Below are 20,396 nucleotides of genomic sequence, written 5' to 3' on the forward strand. Positions count from 1 at the left end.
GCCAAAGCAATTTTTCTCGGTTTTAGTAAAAGCAAATTAGCAGTGATATTACTGAATTTGAGCTTCGCTGTCAGGAAAACCTGTAACAAGTTCTTACGGGCTTGATGACTTCAGCGGATTTCGCTTGACGTGCTTGAAATAGAACTGATGGTGTAGAGCCACCTATGAATACGAATATGAGTTTATTCAGCCAAACTTCCAAATCTGTTTTTGGGCAAGCGGGTCGAGCGATCGCTGTTGGTTTGACAGCCGTTTTTGTGAGTTCGCCGGCTATTGCAGAGGTTCCCGAGCAAGCGCGAGTTGACGATCTTTTGGGCAACAGCAGTGAATTGCTCATTCGTCGTAATCAACGGCGTGAAGCGATCCAGATCGGTTCCATTATCCAAAAGTTCAACGATTCGTTACTCACAGTGCCGCCCAACAATGCGCGGGCGATGCTGCGATTTTTGTCAGCTGAGCAGGAAGACCTCAATTTTTATATTCAAACGAATTCTCATCCCGACGCTGCTATCTACTACTTTCCCTGCGAAATTCAGGGCGGGAACGCCTTCATCGGGTGGGGACTAGCTCAGAATGAGAGTCGTGGTTGTGAAGAAGGGTTGTCTGTCACGTATGGGCGATCGCAGAGTGCTCAGTCCTTCTCTGAATTGGTAGCCTTAGCAACGAAACAAATCACGCCTCTGCGATTGGTGTCCTATTGCAGTGCGACTGGAAGTGGTGGAGCAATAGGCTTTGCGACATCAACGACAGGCGACCCTTGCGTAGAGGCCATTGAGCAGTGTGAAGCGGCGGGTGGTGCAGGCTGTGAAGCAACCTCTACGGGGCGCTGGTGGACCAACGAAGAACAACTCGAAGCATGGCTCGCTTGTGATGAAGGCCCCTCCCCTGCTGTAGCGGGCACGGGGGCAAACATAGGTGACCAGATTCCAGCACTGATTGCCCAGACGACAGGCAGCAACTGCTCGGTCCGTATTGCTCGTCCCGATGATGTCATCATCGTGCCCGCCCCCGACGATGTTGTCATGGCTCAAGGAAGTGATGAAATTCTGGTACAGACCCGCGATGTCGGGTCAGAAGTTCAGGTCGATGTCATCAAGGGGGCCATCAATGTTTCAAATTTGGGTCAGACCTCGCCTGTGTTAGTGGCTCAAGGTCAGCGCTATACCTACTCAAACTCAACGGGGGAAGTCACAACGTTTGATCGCCAAGAAGCTTTGACCTCAGTGGATATGGAAGTTCTATGTGCTTTTGCATCCAACTCAGCGGATAGGTTGAAGGTCTCGGCCTGTCAGGAAGAACTGGGGATTGACACGACATCTGGCATCCCTATTGCATTCTGCAACCGAGAGCAGGCTAGTGGTGGGCAGGAGGGCGATCGCCGTATTGTTCAAATGAGCGCTAGCCAGGGAGAGATCAAGCTGGAATATGAGATGTTTGATGCTCCAGATCGCCTCCAGATTCTTCACGAAGGCAGACAGATTTTAGATACGGGCTTTATTTCGGGTAACGACGCCCTCACGATTCCAATATCAGGTCGCTCAGGAAGTTTGGAGGTCATTGTTACGGGTAGTCCAACCATAGACACGACGCTGTGGAATTATCTATTGAGGTGTCCGTAATACAGTTTGACTGTTTGAAGATCTGGAACAAATCTAGTTGCTGAGTGTGTTGTTCAGCTAACGCAGGAATAAGGTGTTGTTCTTACGGATTAGGAAACTCTTATGACTAAACGATTAAGATACGGTTTGTTCGTTGTACTGGGTATGGTGATGTGTCTTCTGGGCAGTAGCCTGTCGACACCACTCACGAGAACCCATGCGTTGCAGTCCCCGGTAGAGCTTGCTCAGGCGGGCAGCCGATCATCCGCTTTTGTAGAAGCAGACCAGCTGTATCGGCAAGGCGACATTGCCTCAGCAGAGGAACTCTATCGTGAGCTGAAGCCAGAATTTGCCGCTGGTTCAGTCTCTCAAGTCATTGAACCGATTTATGAGGCGGAGGCTTTAGATTCTGCTGATCTGGCCTATTGGAACGCTGCTCAGCGATCAATCGCAGACAATCAGACCAGTGGTGCGATCGTTGCTTTGGAGCAGCTGATTGCTTCAGAGCCTGGTTTTATTGTTGCGCCTTTGCAGCTTGCTGAAATTTTGCAGGAAGAAGATCGAGGTGGCGATGCGCTTAATGTGCTGGAACAAGCAGCAACGGTTCACCCTTACTCTTCAGATATTGTGATGGCCCAGGTGAATGCATTAGCAAACGATGGGCAACATTTGGAGGCATCTATTGCGGCGCGATCGTTCGCCATCCTGAACTTGGATAATCCCCTAGCAGGTGAGTTTCGTTCCCGCGCTCAAAGTGAGCTAGATACCTTTCTCAACAATCAAAGAAACCAAAACATTGCGGAAACTGGCGTTAGCATCGGTATTGGCATTTTGACGGGAAATGCACCGTGGTCCTCGACGGATGCAGCTGTAGACACCTATGAGCGGGTCGCTCGAATTTTTCAAGATGAGTCTGCACTAGGGGCAGAACTGGCGGGACAGATCAAGGAAGACTATCGGCAGCAAGGCAAGCTTGTAGAAGATCCTGAGGTTGTGGACTACATCACTCAGTTAGGTCTGGGCGTTGCTCAACTCATGGGGCGCGACTTTGACTATGAGTTTTTTGTCATTAATGAACCGAGCATCAATGCGTTTGCCTTACCTGGCGGAAAAATCTTCGTCCATACAGGGGCGATTCTCGCTGCCAACTCTCAGGCTGAATTAGCAGGCTTGATGGGGCATGAGGTCGCTCATGCTGTTCTGTCTCACGGTATGCAAAGAATCAGCAAAAACGATATTTTGTCTCAACTGGGTGACCAAATTCCCTACGGAGATATTTTCGCGAACCTGATTAGTCTGGAATATAGCCGTCAGCACGAGCGTCAGTCAGATATTCTAGGAACCCGTGCCTTAGCGGCTTCTGGATACGCTGCCGATGGTCTTCGTAACTTTATGGCAACGTTGAACGCGAATGTGCAATCTAATCAGCCAGAATATCTTTCCAGCCACCCTGCATCTGCCTCACGGGTTCAGTATTTAGAAGAATTGATCCAGCAAAACGGCTATAATCGCTATGCGCTGGAAGGGGTTGATCAGCACGAAGCTATTCGAAACAAGCTAGCCTAACGAGAACGAAGGTGGACTTACGCAGACGATGGACAGGTAGGGTCGGCTGGCACTAACCTGACGCTAAACTCCAAGGTTTATAGCCGTCGCCAGTTCCGTCAAGACAAGACGGCGAGTCATCGAGCTATAAGCTGATATCAGGTCCATTTGATCACCCATCATTAGAAAAGTCATGATCGTGTAAAGACGCGATATATTGCAGCCCTAAGATGGCAATTATCTAAACGGACTTCATACGAGAACCTGGAGACTACTGGGGGCACCAGCCTAGATGGCTAAAGCTATGACATAGCCTGTTTGCGTAAGTCCTGGATGCAAGGCCGTGGGTGCAGGAGGGAGTAACAGGGCGTCTCAGATGCCCATTGTTGAGCAGCAACTCTAGCTTGCGTCGAGAATTACAAGTAGGAGATTGAGGCGAACTATCCTAAAGGGTATCTGGATCAAATCCTAGCTCTCTCAGTTTGGCCGCTAGTTTCTCACTGCGCTGTCGTTCTATTTCGGTTTGCTGCCGTTCAGCTTCGGCCCGTTGCTGCTCAGCCTCGGCTCGCTGCCGTTCAGCCTCGGCTCGCTGCCGTTCAGCCTCAGCTCGCTGTCTTTCTGTTTCCACGTTCTGACGCTCAGCCTCAGTTCGTTGCCGTTCGGCTTCGGCATCTTCTTCAGGAGTGGGCACAAGATTGCCATCGGGCGTGAAAAATCGCAGTTGCTCTTGATGGACTCCTAGATACAAACCCAGCTGTTCGCTCCAGCGCCAGCCCTCTTCCGTCGTTGGAAGAGATTGATAGCGTCCCTCAACTAGATGAAAGCCCTCAAATTCAAAGCTGTGAGGATCAAACCAGAAGTAGTCTGGCGTGCGGAAGATGTCTTGGTAGATTTGCTTTTTTAAACCCCGATCCGTCTTTGCGGTCGAAGAGGACAGCAATTCCACAATGACGTTGGGGTATCTGCCCTCTTCTTCCCAAACGGTCCAACTCTTACGGGGGCGCTTTTCAGTATTGAGAACAACAAAGAAATCGGGTCCTCGAAAGTCCTCTGACTTGAGCTTGCGAGCACTGTAATAAATAGTCAAGTTGCCAGCTGCAAAGTAGTCTGTTCGGTCTTTCCAAAGCCAGTCTAGACACTTTATGAGCAGCAGGAGTTGTTGCAGATGCTGATAGGTTTCCAAGGGCGGTTCGTCACTGGCAAGATCGCAAGGCGGACAGGTCACAGCGTCTGATACTGTTTGCTGAGTAGGCGTTTCAGTCAGGTCAGTCGCAGGGACAGTCATGGATTGCAACCGGTGTCATTATGTCTTTAGCTTAGCAAAGCAGCCACGGAGACAAGGATTTTCCAAGGCTTTCTGACGATCGCCCCCACCCCGCCTCAATTGCTCTATCCGTTAGCCGTCGCCTTCACCCAGTACAAGTAATACTGCTCGTTCTGCGATCGCTCAAAAGACGCAAGCGACTCGATGATTAACTCCGGTGCAGACACTGCTAGCTCATCGGAGAGAACCAGCAGAATTCTGGGATGTTCGCTCAATAGACGGGTGACCTGGCGGAGAACTTCACCTTGGTCTACATCTTGACGATCGCCTTTGAAGAACAGCGTGTAGCTCCCTAAAGCCTGACGTTCTGGGTAATAGAGCGATCGCCCCAAGTAACCGCTGAGGGGAGCCATTTCCGCATCGCGACTACCGACAATGAATTCATTCTGCAATCCCGCCTTGCGGATGTAGGCTGCCGCTGCTCGTCCTGCCGAATTCGGCACAGCGAGATCTGCGGAGAACCGATAGAGTCCACCCCCTAAGTGAAAGAGTAAGGTCGTGAGAATCATGTAGCGAAACCAGCGCTGCGAATGGATCTCCCACTTTTCTAATGAGGGTAGACGCCGGGTGAGAGCTGTCGATGTTGAGTAGGATGGCGCTAGCCACAGCGCTGCCAGCAAAACAAGATAAAGGTTGCCAAAGTGACGGATAAATCTGGGCATGAATTGAACATAGGTGAAGCCCAAGATCAAGCTATTCGCTAATCCATAGAAAGTAAGGGCATAGGGCTTTTTGATCAACCGTAGCAGCGTGAGAAGACAAGCGGCGATCGCAATCAGCGCGCAAACTGTGACGTCTATGGTCCGTTTGCTATTGGGAATCACCGTGTAGTAGCCCGCAAAAAAGCGCCCTATCGTCCTCATCAGACGATCAAGATCAAAATAAAAAAAAGTTTCTCCCAAGGCCGAATTGGCGACATCGCTGGGCGGCAAGATGAAATATAGCGAAACAGCACAGCCCAAGAGAATGAGTAGGCCACTGCCGAGGAGGTCTAACCAGTTGCGGCGCAGCTTAGTGTCGAACAGAATTTCGAACGCCAACGTGAGGCTAAGGGCGATCGCAATCCATAGAGCATATACATGACTGTTGGCGAGCAGCGCAATCAACCCTGCAATGGGCCAATAGGCACGACGGCGAGTCGGCCATAGCGTACAGAGGGCAAATAGTAAAAACATGCCGAGCGCATAATTTCGGGCAATCAACAAGTATTCATAAAAGGGCAGGTAACCAAAGGTAAATAACCACTTTTGTAGTTGAGAGAAGGGGCTGTAGCGCCAGAACAAAACGAGGCTACTGACCCCCAATAGCCAATGGAAGAGCTGCATCGCCACAGGTGCTTTGAACAGGCTATGCAGTGCAGCAACGGCCAGATGCCAGAGACCGGGATGGGCGCGATCATAGTGGATGTTTTCGATGAGTGCAGCAAAGGAGGGGCTGTCCCGCACTACCAGCCAGACGTTCATTTCATCGCGCCATAAGGTGTGATGAAGCGTGGCAATGAATCCCAAGACAGCGAAGATTGCGATCGCCGCCCAGGGTGACGTGTAAATGCCAACTAGCCAGCGCGGAAAACGGTGTGCCATGTCCCTGATCCAAACCAAACAGGACTTCGCAGTTGACTCCAGCTTTGGCCCCTTTAATCCCTAAACGTAGGGGCAGCTGAAGTCAACGTCCTCCCAAATTTGGGGATTAGGGGAGCTATGCGTAAGTCTTTCCCAACCAAAAGGTCACTTGCCATAAGCATAGAGGACGAGATTACACCAATGCGATCTGAATATTTTGATTTCGCGGGATGATGGCAATAGTGACGAACAGGATAAAGGTATGGCGGGCATGTCTTTGAACGGAGCAACTCAGGTATTAGGCATCATTGGGCATCCGGTTGAGCATTCGCTGTCGCCACCCATGCAGAATGCTGCTTTGGCAGCATTAGGGATTAACGGGGTCTATGTCCCGTTTTCTGTTGAACCAGAGGCGGTGGAAGCTGCGATCGCCGGGCTATGGTCTTTGGGAATCCAGGGGTTCAACGTCACGATTCCCCACAAGCAGGCTGTGATGTCCCATCTTGCCCAAATCACGGATGTCGGCAAAGCCGTTGGGGCAGTGAATACCGTTTGGCGGGTAGAGCAAGGATGGCAAGGGACCAACACGGATGTCACTGGATTTATCGCGCCGCTGAAGTCAAGTCATCAGGATTGGAGCCAAGCGCGTGTGGTGGTTTTAGGCAATGGCGGGGCCGCGCGGGCCGTGATTGCAGGCTGCATGATGCTGGGGTGTGCAGACTTGTGGGTCGTGGGGCGGAGTGCAGATAAATTGCAGTGGTTTGCCGAAAGTTGGCAAGACTCACCGCTTCAGCCAACGATTCAGACCGGCTTGATGGCAGACATCAATGCTCTTTTGCCCGAAACGACACTGCTCGTGAACACGACGCCATTGGGAATGTATCCCCATACCGAAGCTGCGCCAGTGACATCAATGCAGTTGGCGCTGATGCCTGCGGGAGCGATCGCTTACGATTTGATCTATACGCCGAGTCCGACTCAGTTTCTCAAGTTAGCGGCTCAGGCGGGCTTGCAGACTTGGGACGGAACGGAAATGCTGGTGCAGCAGGGAGCCGCAGCCCTAGAGATTTGGACTCAGCAAACGCCCCCTATCGAAATCATGCGTCAGACTCTCAAGGCTCAACTCAATCCCGCTTAGCTGCAAACCCCTTTTTCACGATACGCTGATGCATGGCAATCTAACGTTTAAGTAGAGGAATCTCTATGATGAGAACTGGATTACGGGCTGCTGTCTTCACTGGCTTAGTGGTCTGTTTGTTTGTGTTGTCATGGGTGATGATGCCTGCTGCGAATGCCATGACCCAGATACAGCTTAAGGATTTGAGCTACTCTGCTTGTCCAGAGGAACTTTCAGAGGGAATTGTGGCACCGGGGTCATTGCAGAAGGCGAACTGTTACCTGGTTCGGGGAACAGCGGTAAACACGTCTGGTAAACCTGTGCTGAATGCCGACGTGTTCGGGCGGATCTATGATGCGAACAATAATCCTGCCATGATGAATCGAACACGGTTAGGTTCAATCGACGAAGTGCCGCCTGGTGAAAGTCCGTTTGAACTGCGAATCTCGGTTGCGGCGAATCAACCTGAACCATTGAAACTAGAGCAGTTTAAGGCTTCAGGATTTACTGGCCGTGTGCGGCGTTAGCGCGATCGCCATCGCTTCTGAGGTCTTGCCCGGACCCATAAGCTTTGTCGTCTGAGATGGCAGTGGTAATCCCTTTAAGGCTATTTTGGGGGAAGCTTTTTAAGCGTGTGTTTGCCGATGGCCGACCTTAGGGTTGTGAATAGGATCAACTTTGGGAGCTTGTTGCTACTTCTGAACAAGGTAATGGTTGGCTGGAGCGAGTTCTCTCGGTTGACAGTGATGTAAACCCAGCAATTGCTTTAAATTCGGGTAGACTGTTACGAAATTATCCTCTATTTTCTCTGATGCTTCTGGGGTGTTGGGGAACTCTTGACACCAAGGACCTTTCTAGGGTTCGTCACGCTGCGTAAGCCGGAATAGAGCCTGGTAATGTCTAAAATGTCTCATCGCTTCTTACTCACTTTGCTTACTGTAGTCGCCACTGCTGGGACTGGCTCATCGGCGATCGCAACTGACTTTCAATCCTCAGGCAATGGAGTGCACTTTGCTCAAGACACTGGCAATGATGCTGATTTATCAGAAGAACCTAAAAGTCAACCGGCTCAGCCTCAACCCTCGCCTATGGTGCAAGCGTTGCAGTCCCGCCTGGCAGAGTTGGGGTACTACAGCGGCACTGTAAACGGCATTTTTAACACCGATACTCAAAGGGCGATCGCCGCTTTTCAGCAAGATAACGGTCTTGTTGCAACAGGCATTTTGGACCCAAAAACACGGGAACGGCTGACGAATCCGAATCCCGTTCAGACGCCTTTTGAGACAGGTCCTGAAACTCCAGATCCCGCCACAGAGCTTCCTCAGCCTGAAGCCGCTAATAACCCTTTGACGGATAATAGTGAGCCGGTGGAGGTTTCTCCTGCTCCGGTCGATACGGCTCCAGAAGCTCTGGTTGAATCAGGAAGTGCCGATGCCTTGATTGAAGGAATAGAGACCCCTGCCGCAACCAGTCCCGAGGAAGAGAGCGGTGTTCCCATTCCCTCCGAAGGAACGCCGCCTGAGGAGATAGAGCTGTTTCCGAGCGAGACCGAGACCCCAGCAGCAGACGCTGAAGCGTCGGAGGGACTTTTGCCCTCAATTCTTTGGGGACTGGTCATCATGACCATAGGTACTGTGGGGACAGGATTGATTCTTTGGTTAGCCAAGCGCGGGCAATCCCAAGAACCTCAGCCTCAAGGCCCCCTGTCCGCTCCAGACGATCGGCTGAGGTCTCAAACGCCGTCCTCGGTATCGGCAAAATCGATTTCACCTCTATCCTCTAAGCATTCGTGGAATGGGCAGCCTGAACCGAAAGACGTTTCATCCGCTTCGGTTAGTGCAGTGTCCTTGAGTGAGCCTGCGGAGGCGAGACTCGCCAAAATTAATATTGTGGATGAGCTGATTCGGGATTTGGAAAAGCCCGATCCAGAGGTGCGGCGCAAAGCCATTTGGGAATTAGGGCAGCGTGGCAATTCAGTTGCTGTCCAACCTTTGATGAGCTTATTACTGGAAGCCGACTCTAGCGAGCAAAGTTTGATTCTGGCATCGCTTTCAGAAATCAGTATGAAAACGCTGAAACCGATGAACCGAGCGGTTGCTCTGGCTCTGCGGGATGACAATCCCGAAGTCCGTAAAAATGCAATTCGTGATTTGACGAGAATCTATGATTCTTTAGGGCAGATTAGTCGCTTGTTAGGACAGGCAACGGCAGATAGTGATCCAGATGTTCGTCAAACGGCTCATTGGGCATTGGATCAGCTGAATCATATGCGCCTATCTGCGAACGATTCAGCAGGGCTACTGGGCGATCGCAGCTCGTCGGTTGAGAAATTGCCGGAAGATGGGTCCTCGTCTCATAAGGTATAGTGCTATTCACTTCGTCTACGGCACATCCCGAGTGAAAGGGATTTAAAGCTAGCAATGGGTATCTACTCTCCTTACCGGGTCCTGCTCATTTCGACCGCGGTTGCTCCACTCGGTTCCGGTCTGGGCGGCGGCGTTGAGCTATTTGTTAAAAATGCTGCCCAGGGATTACGGCAAAGAGGGCATTTTGTCGGTGTTTTAGCTCCCCAAGGCTCAAAATTAGAAACGTGTGATCGCCTGATTCAGCTCCCTGGGCAACTACAACCAACTGCTCATACTAGTCAGCGCAACAGCCCTATTGTGATGCCTGAACCCTCTGTATTAGGCGCAATGATGGATTATGCTCGTCAAGTGCAGCACGAGTATGACGTGATCTTGCACTTCTGCTACGATTGGCTGCCATTCTATTTGACGCCTTATTTCAAGACGCCCATTGCTCACTATGTCAGTATGAGTTCGCTGACGGACGCGATGGATGACGCGATCGTTCATGTCGCCAAAACTTTTCCCGGCACGGTGGGGGTTTGTACTCGCGTTCAGGCCGAAACGTTCTCGATGCCTGGTTGCTATCGGCTGATCGGCAGTGCTGTCGATTTATCCCTATACGATTACTGTGAAATACCTAATTCGGAACTGGTGTGGATGGGCCGGGTGTCTCCAGAAAAAGGACTGGAGGATGCGATCGCAGCGGTTCAGCAGGCCCAAATCCCGCTCAAAATTTTAGGCAAACTGGAAGATGAAGCGTATTGGCAGGCTCTACAAACTCAATATCCTGATGCTCCGGTCGAATACTTAGGTTTTCTAGACACCCAAGGACTCCAATCAGCGGTCCGTACCTGCCGGGCCTTATTGATGACCCCAAAATGGGTGGAAGCTTTTGGCAACGTCGCCATTGAAGCCCTGGCCTGTGGTGTGCCTGTTATTGCTTACAAACGCGGTGGTCCCACGGAAATTGTGCATCACGGCACAACGGGCTGGCTGGTAGCCCCCGACAGCGTCCAGGGTTTGGTCGCTGCGATCGCCCGCATTGATGAACTCGACCGCTCGGCCTGTCGCCAGCAGGCAGAAGCCGAGTTCTCCTTAGATGCCTTAGCTATGCGTTATGAAAACTGGTTTAGTGATTTGCTGTCGCCCGTTTCTCTCAGATAACCCAGACTACTGAGATCTTGCGCTAGTACATCGGCATCCTGCATTTGCCCCCAAATCCCCCAATTCTAGGGAACTTCAACCTCAGAACCCCCCAAATTTGGGGGCAGGGGGGCCAAGTCAGGCAATGTCGGGACAACTGCAAGATCTGAGGACTACTAGTTCAAGGGGGGCCAAGTCCTGCCCCGTTTGCGTTAAAGGACTTCTGAGCGATCGCTCATCAGCCGCAAGATGGATAGGGTCAAAATTACGAGAAATAGCACCAGGCCGACGGTGCAAGCATAGCTCAGCTCTAGTTCCTGGAAAGCCAATTCGTAGACGTAGTACACAATCGTCTTAGAGCTGTTGAGGGGGCCTCCCTGAGTCATGATGTAGACTTCTTCGAAGACTTTGGTGGCGGCGATCGCCGAAATGACAGTCACCAAAAAAATATAAGGTCGCATCAGCGGAAATGTAATGTCCCAGTGCTTGCGCCAACCGTCTGACCCTTCAATGGCAGCGGCTTCGTAAAGATCAGCCGGAATCGTCTGTAATCCCGCCAGGTAGATCACCATGTAGTATCCCAGTCCTTTCCAAACAGTGACCAGCATGACGCTGGGCAGCGCTAACGCTGGACTGGTGAGCCAGGGAATGCCCCTGGCAGTCAGTCCTAAGCCCAGCAAAATTTGGTTGAAAAAGCCGTTTTCTGCATAGAGCCAGCGCCAAGCAATGCCCGCCACTACCATCGAAATCACGACGGGTGTGTAGTAAGCTACTCGAAACCAGCGGATGCCTCTGAGCTTCTGATTGACCAGAATTGCTAACAGCAGTGGCAGAATAGCAAGAACTGGAACCACGCCAATGAGGTACAGCAGCGTGTTTTTGACCGTGGTCCAAAAGGTGCGATCGCTCAGCAATGCCTGAAAGTTTTCCAGCCCAATCCATAAAGGTGGCTGAGTGACGTCAAACCCATATACGGTGAAACTCAAGTAGAGCGCTTGCAGGGCAGGCCAAAACACAGTGAGTCCCAAAACAATTAGGGCCGGAGCCAGAAAAAGATAGGGAACGAGCGATCGCCATAATGTAGATTTTCGCGACTTCGATAACTCTTGCATAATCTTAGGTATTAGAAGACGCTTGCTGCGACCATGTTTCCTGAGCCTGCGACCAAACATCCATCAATTGCTTAGAGAACACTTTAAGTCCTTCTGACTCATCTTGAACATTTAAGTATCGGCCACTGGATTGTAGATAGAGAAACATTTCCATTTGAAACTGCTGAGCAATGTTGCGAGATTCAACCCACAGTCTTTGTGTATTGGTTTGACTCAGCAGCGTTGTTGCCAGCGTTGCTAGACCGCTGATGGCGGGTACCACCCACTCAAGCAATCCAAAGAGTCCACTGGCTGACAGTGCTGAGAGGATTGTGGTGCAGATGGCTAGGGTCACACTCATGACCTGTAATCGTTTGTATCGAGCTTTGTAACGATCTGCTCGCTTGGCAAAGTCTCGTATGAGATAGTCACACTGCTCAAGAGCCTGCTCCCTTTTCTCTTCGAGGGTGCTAACGGGTGCTAGTGGGTTATATCGCTTCAACGGCTCTTGCATATTGTGTGTATCCAAAGCAAAGGGTCATACGGTCTATTCCAATCCAATTCTCGCTGTGTCAGTCTGGCTCTGATATTAGGTGGCGATGGGCAGCGATAGATAGGTCTTGAGGCAATCATTGGCTTGAAAACTCAGGGTTGTAATGGCGGAGGTTATTGTCCGAGTTTTTAGGGCTGTTTCACCTGTACCGGGATTGACTGCGTATGCCGGATAGCTGGCAGCACTGATGCTTAGCCGCAGGCCGCGACCGAGTGGAATGGTGTAGCACGTTGGGTGCAGCTTTAAGCGGCAGATAGCCCACTGCTCTGCAGGCAGATCGAAACGAGCGTATCCCTGAGTCAGCGGATGGACTGCTCCCTCTGAAGTGATTTCTGACAGCGTGATGCTGAGGTCAAAACTGGGGCGATCGCTCCAGCAATACAGGTTCACCTCAACTTGTCCCGTGATCGACACAACCTCAGTCAAAGGAGCCGATGTGTAGGTCAAAACGTCGCTGCGACAATCAACGGCAGCTCGATTAAAGGGGCCTGCTGGGATTGCTGCATGTCCCCCTATTGAAGGAACAGGTCGCCACGGATCGTGCACCAGAGTATCAACCGTGTCGCCTGACGGAGTGCTGGGTTTATCGAGGGATTGGTCAGCACTAGCAAGCACTAATTGGCCGTCTTCCTGGTGCATGGAAGCTAAACCCGTGCTGTTCAAATACCATCGCTGTTCGATGGTTGACGGCCAGTGGGAAGATTGCTGCCAGCGTTTGACTCCCATATCAAACAGATTCACCGTCGATAGGTCGGGTATCTCTTCGGGATTCTTCTTGAGCCAATGACTGAACCACTGAACCTGTAACCGATCAACAGGGCTATTAGCAGCCGGTCCGAAATCGCGATTGCCAACAATGCGCCCCCATGGAATATGTCCCCAAGGGCCGATCCAGAGAGGGTGTGGGTATCGACTACGATTGACCATCTCGTGATAAAGCCGCAGGTCCCCCCTGAGATAAGGATCGAACCACCCGCCAATATGCAGCATCGGTAGGTCAACGGCTTCCAGACAAGGCGTGATGCGTTGCCAATAGTCGTCTGGATAGGAATGACTGAGCCAATCGTGAAAAAAGGACTCTGGAGCGTACTGTTTCAACACGTCGGGACAGGCCGCTACCTCATCATTGAGCGGAAGCTGGCGTGAAGCCTGATAGAGCTTCTGAAAAGCCGTGCGATCGCCCTGCAAACGGGCCGTTTCAGCAGCTAGTTGAATGGCCCATCCCAGACCGGCCTGTAGCAGCAGCGCTCCGTTTTCATAGGCCCAGTCTTCGTAAGGATGATAGCCCACCATGGCAGGGGCGATTGCGGTGAGTGCCGGGGGGCGCGTTTCTGCTGCGTATAGCTGAGTCATACCCTGGTATGAAAATCCATACATGCCCACACGGCCATTGCTCTGCGGCAGTTTGGCTGCCCATGCGACCGTATCAAAGCCGTCCTGAACCTCGTGTGCAAAGAGTCGGAACGATCCTTCTGAGGTGCCACGGCCCCGCACATCTTGAATAACCACGATAAAACCGTGAGCGGCATACCAGGTTGGATGGGCATAGACAACGGTAGAGGCGATCGTGCGACCGTAAGGCTGTCGCATGAGCAGCACCGGAAAAGGGCCCTCGGCATCAGGCCGATAAACATCGGCGTCTAAGCGAATGCGATCGCGCGTCAGCATGGACACGCTTTCCTTTGGACAAACAGAATACCGTTGAGCCACAGCTATTCTCCGGTAATGACCCTTCACTCTTACGCGTGTAGGCAGGCATAAGACTGACGCATAGCCCCCTTACCTCCCCAAATTCTGAAAAACGTTGAATCCGACTTGCCCTGTTTGATTCAGGGGCTAAAGACGGTTCAACTGCGCCAGTTTTAATGTATTAGAGCGTTCGGGGTTGCAGGAAGAGACGAAAAGCGACGATAAACCAATGAAAGCTAGTGACTGATGCGCAATAGTCGTAAATTTACGGTGCTTCCTATCTTATTTTGTAGCTTCGATAAGCTGATGAGTTCCCGCTTGCTGAGGAAATTTTTCCTTTATTTGCTGCAACGTTCCGCTTCGTTTATGGGAAATCTGGATAGAACCTGCGCAGTAACTTATAAAGTAATTACAAAGCGTATGTATTTTTATAGAAGGCATTGAGAACTTTTTTAGGTATTGTTACGGCTTTAAGCACTGCTGGCAGAACAGCTATCAAACGGCTTTGACAGCCTTGATGGAATACCGTCAATCGTTTGATGGTGATGACGTCAGACGAAATATGTCTTGGACAGGACTTTTACTAGATGATGCATATTCTAGTTATCAACCCAGAGTATGAAACACTTCGACCGATTCATCGTTGGTTCAACGCTGAAGGGTACAAAGTGAAGCTGTGGAGTGATGACCCGAAAAAGATTGATCTCACCGAACTCGATGCACCTACGCTGATTATTGGCGATTGGCAGCACAAAGGTCTTTCCAAATGCCTCCCTGTTTGGAACAGTCTCAAGGCAAATCCTAAAGTTCCTCCTGTTTTTTGTCTGATGCTGATCTCTCAGGCAGGACTGGAGGCCCGTTCAGATGCAGTAACCCAAGGGGTGGATGATTGGCTGCTGTATCCTGTCGATCCGGTTGAGCTAAAAGCTAGGGTGTTAGCCAGTAAGCACATCCTGAAGCTGAAGTTGGAGTTGCAAATGCAAACCCAATTGCTGGAAACTGAGCTGTCTGAAGCAGAAGCTTATGTGCGATCGCTGCTCCCAACTAACCTGACTGAGAAGGTGCCCATCAACGCTCGGTTTATTCCATCTCGAATGTTGGGGGGAGATTGTTATGACTTCTACTGGTTAGATCCTGACTATCTCGTGATGTATGTGCTGGATGTTTCAGGACACGGACTGGGCTCGGCGCTGCTATCAACCTCTGTGCTAAATATGCTGCGATCGCAGTCTCTTCCTGACGTCAACTTTTATCGTCCCGAGAAGGTGCTGCGGGCACTCAACGACACCTTCCAGATGAACGATCAAAATGAGAAGTACTTTACGATATGGTACGGGGTCTATAACCGAGCTAACCGCCAATTAATGTACGCTAGTGCGGGTCATCCGCCTGCCGTTTTGTTGTCCAAGCAAGGCGAAAAGCGGTCTCTGCAATGCTTAAAGACTGCGGGTTTACCCATTGGTATGCTGCCAGATATTCAGTACCGGTGGAAGCGCTTTCATATTCCTCCTGACAGCCGCCTCTATCTGTTCAGTGATGGTGTCTATGAAATTAAGCAGAAGGACAACACCATGATGAGCCTGGATGACTTTCTCAAAATCCTGTCTGTCCATGCCCCAGAGCGCACCATTGACGACATTCTCAGCAAAGTGGAAGCGCGCACCCAGTCGCAGACCTTTTCAGATGACTTGTCGCTGCTAGAAGTCTGCCTGGATTAAAGGTGTTTTCTACAACAAAAAAGCCCGCTTCAGGCGGGCTTTGGACAGCGTTGGGGAGAGAGCAACTTGAGAAAGATGCAAAGTCAAAAATACTTAGGACGTACTCTTGAGTATTTTTGCTTAGCAGATCAGCATATTGGTTAGGCCTTGATAGGCAGAACGCAAATCACTGAGCAGCGTACTGGCTCAGATCGAAAAAGTTGGATAGTAAAAAGCTTTAACATCAAGAATTGCTGGAAGCGTGACTGTTAACAAAGAGTGCTTCAAAACAAAACGATTCTTGGTCAACCCTTACAGAAGCCGATCAATAATGACTGCCATCGCAGCTGAAAAAAGAGTGATTGCGATCGCAAGCCACGGACTTTGTCCCTGACCAATGGCAAATGAGGTAATGACTCCAGCACCGAGTCCTGCAACTACTAGGGATCCAACCCAATCCTTTTCTTGTTTCTGATACATGGATGATAAAGCCAACAGTTATCTAAACAAATTTCAAAGTATCACCCATTCCTGATCGATTCTTGTTCCACATGAGTAGATGCAACCAACGTTAAACTTGAGACAAACTTCTTAATGAAATCGAGTTGATTCGATAAACTAGCTCAACATATTAGGCAGAAAACGCTAGAAAACGAGTAACAACTCCCCCGTTCACACCCCTCATCCTTGTCGCCGCGATCCTTTCTCTCCCAACGCTCAAAAGTTCATCAATTCGGTAAAATCGGCAGACAAAATAATGAGTTGGGAAGGTTACACTGACGGTTGTGTCTATGCATTATGAGGTAGGCACCTGCATGCAGAATGCTCATTCCACTCGTCACAAACACGATGGTTCCTCTAATAATTCGGTCTTTAGTGTCTTTACCTGTTGACGTTGACTCCGTTTCATTCTGCGTCCGGCCTGCGGCAGTTAATGATTTGCAGCAAGTTGCCGATGTTTTAGTCAGTAGTTTTTATCCCCCTTTGGGATGGCAGCGCTGGTTCCATCCTCTCTTTCGCTTCAGCATTTACGAAGATTTAAAGCAGCGATTGCAGGGTGGACATCAGCATTATCGCTGTTTGACGGCGATCGCCCCTGATCGAAAGAGTCGCCGCAATGTGGTAATCGGCACGGTCGAACTCTCCTACCGTCGGCAAGGTTTATGGACCTTCAATCGTCCTCAGCAAATGTATATCTCCAACCTGGCCGTGCGTGAAAACTGTCGTCGGCAGGGGATTGCTCGCAGACTTCTACAGAATGCTGAACAGCTCTCCCTAGAATGGGGCTTTCGAGAGTTGTATCTGCACGTGATGGCAGATAACACCCGGGCTCGGCGCCTGTATCAAAATATGGGATATCAGCTTCAGCAAGTTGAGCCGACGCTGTTTTCTCTACTTAGCCTGCAACCCTCACGTCTACTGTTGAAGAAAGTTCTATCGCCTCAAACAGTTGCCTACCCTAGTAGTTCATCTGCGGTTCGAAGAATACCTTACTGATGTCTTAGGAGACTGATGTCTTAGGAGAGCTCTAAAAAAGAAATCACCTGAGAAAGCTAAGGCGATCGGTTGCAGTTGACGTTGGAAACCCGATGAAAGAGGCTTTAAGACTGTTGGGTTTCGTCCCTCGACACTAACCTGCGCGGGGATAGTCATTGTCAGAAAACGCCTAAGTAAAACAAATCAGAAGCTAGTTCTTGCCCTGGCAACGCTTTGTGTCCTAAGCCGGCATACTTCGATTGAGCGATCGCCTCGCAGATTCGTTACCGTCATGAAGTAAACCCGGTAACGCAAGGAAAGCTCATGCAAACGCTGGAATTTAAGAACGGCGACCAAATGCCCATCTTGGGGTTGGGAACCTGGAAATCCAAACCTGGCGATGTTTACCATGCGGTTAAAGAAGCTATCCATTTGGGGTATCGCCACATTGACTGTGCACTGATTTACGGCAACGAGGCTGAGATTGGGAAAGCATTGTCCGAATCTTTTGAAGCAGGGGATGTGACGCGCGAGGAGATGTGGATTACGTCCAAGTTGTGGAATGATGCTCACGCGCCTGAAGATGTTCAGCCTGCCCTTGAAAAAACACTGTCAGATTTGCAGTTAGATTACCTAGACCTTTATCTGATTCACTGGCCAGTTTGTATCAAGAAGGGAGAAGGGTTTCCCCTGTCAAAGGAGAAATTGATTTCTTTGGATGAACTGCCGATCACCACAACCTGGACCGCAATGGAATCCTTGGTTGAAAAAGGACTGACCCGCCATATTGGAGTGTCTAATTTTAGTGCTGCCAAACTCAAATCTCTGTTAGGAAAAGCCAACATTGCACCGGCGATGAATCAAGTTGAACTCCATCCCTACTTTCAACAGCCAGAACTCCTAGAGTTTTGTAACGACAATGGTGTCTTCCTGACCGCTTATTCCCCGTTAGGATCTGCCGATCGACCCGATTCTCTGAAGGCTGACGACGAGGCTGTGCTGTTGGACGACCCGAAAATTGCTGACATTGCTAAGCGTTATTCTGCAACGCCTGCTCAAATTCTTATCAGTTGGGCCATTCATCGAGGCACCGCAGTGATTCCTAAGTCTGTGAATCCAGAGCGGATTAAGCAGAATCTAGCCGCTGCTGAAGTGTCGCTGACGGCAGACGATATGGAGGCGATCGCTCAACTCAATCGCCGACAGCGCTACGTCAGTGGCAGGACGTGGGTTGTTGACGGCGGTCCGTACACCTTGAGCAATCTTTGGGATGAAAGTGCTTAAGTTGATGGTTTGACGGTCATGCTTGACGGATGAATACGGCTTGAGGCGTCAAGGAAACCTGCAACAACGGGTATTTTCAGTAGAATTATCGACAAAGAAAGCGCAACTGGGTTTGAAATGTCGTTCGCTGTTGCAAATGTGCTGATAGCTACAGCTTTTTCCCATTCTGCGCTTTTTTCGCCCCCTCTTTGTAAGAGTGTAAAGACTAGTTGAAACGGTATCTAAAATAAAAGGAAATTGGTGAGCACAGGTTATTCTTTCTTTGTGAGCAGTTTCCTCTTGTCTTCAGGATAGACGGATCTGCTAGGGGCGTTTCGTTGATTTTTCTGAGTAAAGTACGCCAGCGGACAAAAGCGATTCAGGGTTTTCTCTTTTCAAGCATTTATCAAGCCCGCCAAGATAAGACTACGGGGAAGTTGTAGAAGACATCCGTAATTGCAAGTTTTATGGAAACTTATTGTGCCGTTGCGAACGTATAAGATTAAGTATTTTAGTTCTTGTTTTGAACCTGATTCTTGGTCAAAAATGTAAGGCTTAGTAATGTTAGAAACTATCTAATTTTTGACTTCAATATTGGAAATCATGGTCTCTACCAGGCAAGCTGATCAGATTTAATACGTAGTGTCAAAACCATGGGATATGTGTACTCACAGGAAACCCAAAATTTTTTGTTCGGACCGGAAGCGCTTCCTCATAAAATCGTACAAGAAAGTGATTTTTCGCTGACGGGTTGTTGGCATCATCAACTGCAGGTGACGTCTCAAACTCAAGCTTCGGCATCTTGGTATTTGTATTTGTCTCACGGTAAAGCTGTTTTCTCAGGCAGCGATCTGCTCTCAATCGGCAATGTTATATCTACTGCGGAGCGTTATGTACCTCGGTTGAGAAACAGTGAGACAAAGCAGTTTATCAAAGGTCTTCAGCTGAAGTTAGTTCCTGATATTCAAGATGAGCCTTTAGAAACACTGCCCAACTTACTGAATAATTTGTTTCAGCTGAACATCGTCGGACCTCAAGAAATTCAACGCGCTCTCCGTTTAAAGATTCTTCAGGATTTTGATGAGTTTTTATTTGACTATGCTGGCCAAGCGAGCTTTCTACCTAACTCAAAACTAGCTGATCAGCTTCCAAATATTGGCTTTGACTTACAGGAATTGCTCGCCGAGGCTCAAAGACGTCGAATCATTTGGAACAACATCAAGACGCTGATTCCTTCAACCGATAGTCAGCTCGTCATCAAGAATGATGCTATACAATCGGCCAAGTTAGCCACGCAACATAAGCAAAAGCTGAACGAGTTAATCTCTTACGGAGGAACTTTAAGTAGTATCTCTACGGCTTTGGGTCAGGATACGTTGGAGATTGCCCGAGGGCTGGCACAGCTCGTGCATAAGGGCTTGCTTGCAGTGCAGTCGGCAGCAAAGCGAGACGGAGAGGTTTGGATTATTGATGATTCTCCGCAAATTTTGCATCAGTTTCAAAGGCTCGTTTCTAGTTGGGGATATCAAGTGCGATCGCATTCAGATGCTGCTTCAGCGGTAGAAGCGATGATGCATGCCAAACCTAAGGCGATTTTCCTCGACGTGAATATGCCAAAGCTGTCTGGTTTCGATTTACTGAAGCAGATTCGCCGCCAATCATCACTCGCGAATGTTCCTCTGATTATGCTAACGGGTGAAAAAACGCTTTCTAACAACTGGAAAGCTCGATGGAGTGGCTGCAAATTCTTATCAAAACCACTTTCAGCTGAGGAAATTCCCGATTTTACATACAATTTACGGATGTTGCTAGAAACTGAAATTGTTTGACTTTGAAACTCTTCATCTTCAAGCAACAACATCTTTTGAAAAGGATGAATTGATAGGAGTCTCTATGAACAGGGCGCATTTAAATGTGTGATGTTTGAGTGAAATAAGACCGCGATCGCGCGGCTCTCAAGTATTTTTTGATCGAGGCAACTTAAAAAGAA

The 20,396-nt window shown here is 49.7% G+C and carries 16 protein-coding genes; 10 read left to right on the forward strand and 6 right to left on the reverse strand.

Going from position 1 to position 20,396, the window contains the following annotated elements; genetic code table 11:
• Positions 1-164: 164 nt before the first annotated feature.
• Positions 165-1,619 (forward strand): hypothetical protein, encoded by a 1,455-nt coding sequence (locus tag PN498_RS04630; RefSeq protein ID WP_272061523.1) that lies wholly within the window; start codon positions 165-167, stop codon positions 1,617-1,619.
• A gap of 102 nt (positions 1,620-1,721) precedes the next feature.
• Positions 1,722-3,164 (forward strand): M48 family metallopeptidase, encoded by a 1,443-nt coding sequence (locus PN498_RS04635; RefSeq protein ID WP_272061524.1) that lies wholly within the window; start codon positions 1,722-1,724, stop codon positions 3,162-3,164.
• A gap of 424 nt (positions 3,165-3,588) precedes the next feature.
• Here the strand turns inward: PN498_RS04635 and PN498_RS04640 are convergent, their stop codons facing one another.
• Positions 3,589-4,428: a Uma2 family endonuclease gene (locus tag PN498_RS04640; RefSeq protein ID WP_272061525.1), complete on the reverse strand. Its 840-nt coding sequence runs from the start codon at positions 4,426-4,428 to the stop codon at positions 3,589-3,591.
• A 104-nt stretch (positions 4,429-4,532) separates the two neighbouring features.
• The gene (locus PN498_RS04645) at positions 4,533-6,050 is read right to left on the reverse strand and encodes a hypothetical protein (protein WP_272061526.1); all 1,518 of its coding nucleotides are present in this window, start codon (positions 6,048-6,050) and stop codon (positions 4,533-4,535) included.
• 196 nt (positions 6,051-6,246) lie between these two features.
• Here PN498_RS04645 and PN498_RS04650 point away from each other — a divergent pair, with 196 nt between their 5' ends.
• The 4 genes from PN498_RS04650 (at position 6,247) to PN498_RS04665 (ending at position 10,658) form a co-directional block, all read left to right on the forward strand.
• Positions 6,247-7,167: a shikimate dehydrogenase gene (locus PN498_RS04650; protein ID WP_442951398.1), complete on the forward strand. Its 921-nt coding sequence runs from the start codon at positions 6,247-6,249 to the stop codon at positions 7,165-7,167.
• 65 nt (positions 7,168-7,232) lie between these two features.
• Complete coding sequence (locus PN498_RS04655; protein ID WP_442951399.1) at positions 7,233-7,673, forward strand: hypothetical protein; 441 nt, start codon at positions 7,233-7,235, stop codon at positions 7,671-7,673.
• A gap of 369 nt (positions 7,674-8,042) precedes the next feature.
• Positions 8,043-9,512 carry a peptidoglycan-binding protein gene (locus PN498_RS04660; RefSeq protein ID WP_272061527.1) on the forward strand — a complete coding sequence of 490 codons (1,470 nt, stop codon included), beginning with the start codon at positions 8,043-8,045 and terminating at the stop codon, positions 9,510-9,512.
• 54 nt (positions 9,513-9,566) lie between these two features.
• The gene (locus PN498_RS04665) at positions 9,567-10,658 is read left to right on the forward strand and encodes a glycosyltransferase family 4 protein (protein WP_272061528.1); all 1,092 of its coding nucleotides are present in this window, start codon (positions 9,567-9,569) and stop codon (positions 10,656-10,658) included.
• Between the two features lie 191 nt (positions 10,659-10,849).
• Here the strand turns inward: PN498_RS04665 and PN498_RS04670 are convergent, their stop codons facing one another.
• From PN498_RS04670 to PN498_RS04680, 3 genes are all read right to left on the reverse strand, one after another.
• Positions 10,850-11,749 carry a carbohydrate ABC transporter permease gene (locus tag PN498_RS04670; protein ID WP_272061530.1) on the reverse strand — a complete coding sequence of 300 codons (900 nt, stop codon included), beginning with the start codon at positions 11,747-11,749 and terminating at the stop codon, positions 10,850-10,852.
• A gap of 4 nt (positions 11,750-11,753) precedes the next feature.
• Positions 11,754-12,242 (reverse strand): DUF4231 domain-containing protein, encoded by a 489-nt coding sequence (locus tag PN498_RS04675; RefSeq protein WP_272061531.1) that lies wholly within the window; start codon positions 12,240-12,242, stop codon positions 11,754-11,756.
• Positions 12,243-12,317: 75 nt separating this feature from the next.
• On the reverse strand, positions 12,318-13,991 hold the full coding sequence (locus tag PN498_RS04680) for a CocE/NonD family hydrolase (RefSeq protein WP_272061532.1): 1,674 nt from the start codon (positions 13,989-13,991) through the stop codon (positions 12,318-12,320).
• A 566-nt stretch (positions 13,992-14,557) separates the two neighbouring features.
• Between PN498_RS04680 and PN498_RS04685 the strand changes: the two genes are divergently transcribed.
• On the forward strand, positions 14,558-15,688 hold the full coding sequence (locus tag PN498_RS04685) for a SpoIIE family protein phosphatase (RefSeq protein ID WP_272061533.1): 1,131 nt from the start codon (positions 14,558-14,560) through the stop codon (positions 15,686-15,688).
• 291 nt (positions 15,689-15,979) lie between these two features.
• Here PN498_RS04685 and PN498_RS04690 read toward each other — a convergent pair whose 3' ends face one another.
• Complete coding sequence (locus PN498_RS04690; protein WP_272061534.1) at positions 15,980-16,147, reverse strand: hypothetical protein; 168 nt, start codon at positions 16,145-16,147, stop codon at positions 15,980-15,982.
• 369 nt (positions 16,148-16,516) lie between these two features.
• Between PN498_RS04690 and PN498_RS04695 the strand changes: the two genes are divergently transcribed.
• From PN498_RS04695 to PN498_RS04705, 3 genes are all read left to right on the forward strand, one after another.
• A complete protein-coding gene (locus PN498_RS04695; RefSeq protein ID WP_272061536.1) occupies positions 16,517-17,164 on the forward strand; it encodes a GNAT family N-acetyltransferase in 648 nt (215 codons plus the stop codon).
• A 303-nt stretch (positions 17,165-17,467) separates the two neighbouring features.
• Entirely contained in the window at positions 17,468-18,427 is a 960-nt protein-coding gene (locus PN498_RS04700; protein ID WP_272061537.1) for an aldo/keto reductase, read from the forward strand.
• 632 nt (positions 18,428-19,059) lie between these two features.
• Positions 19,060-20,235, forward strand: a complete 1,176-nt coding sequence (locus PN498_RS04705; RefSeq protein WP_272061538.1) for a response regulator — start codon at positions 19,060-19,062, stop codon at positions 20,233-20,235.
• Positions 20,236-20,396 lie beyond the last annotated feature (161 nt).

Source organism: Oscillatoria sp. CS-180 (assembly GCF_028330965.1).
GTDB lineage: Bacteria > Cyanobacteriota > Cyanobacteriia > Phormidesmidales > Phormidesmidaceae > Halomicronema.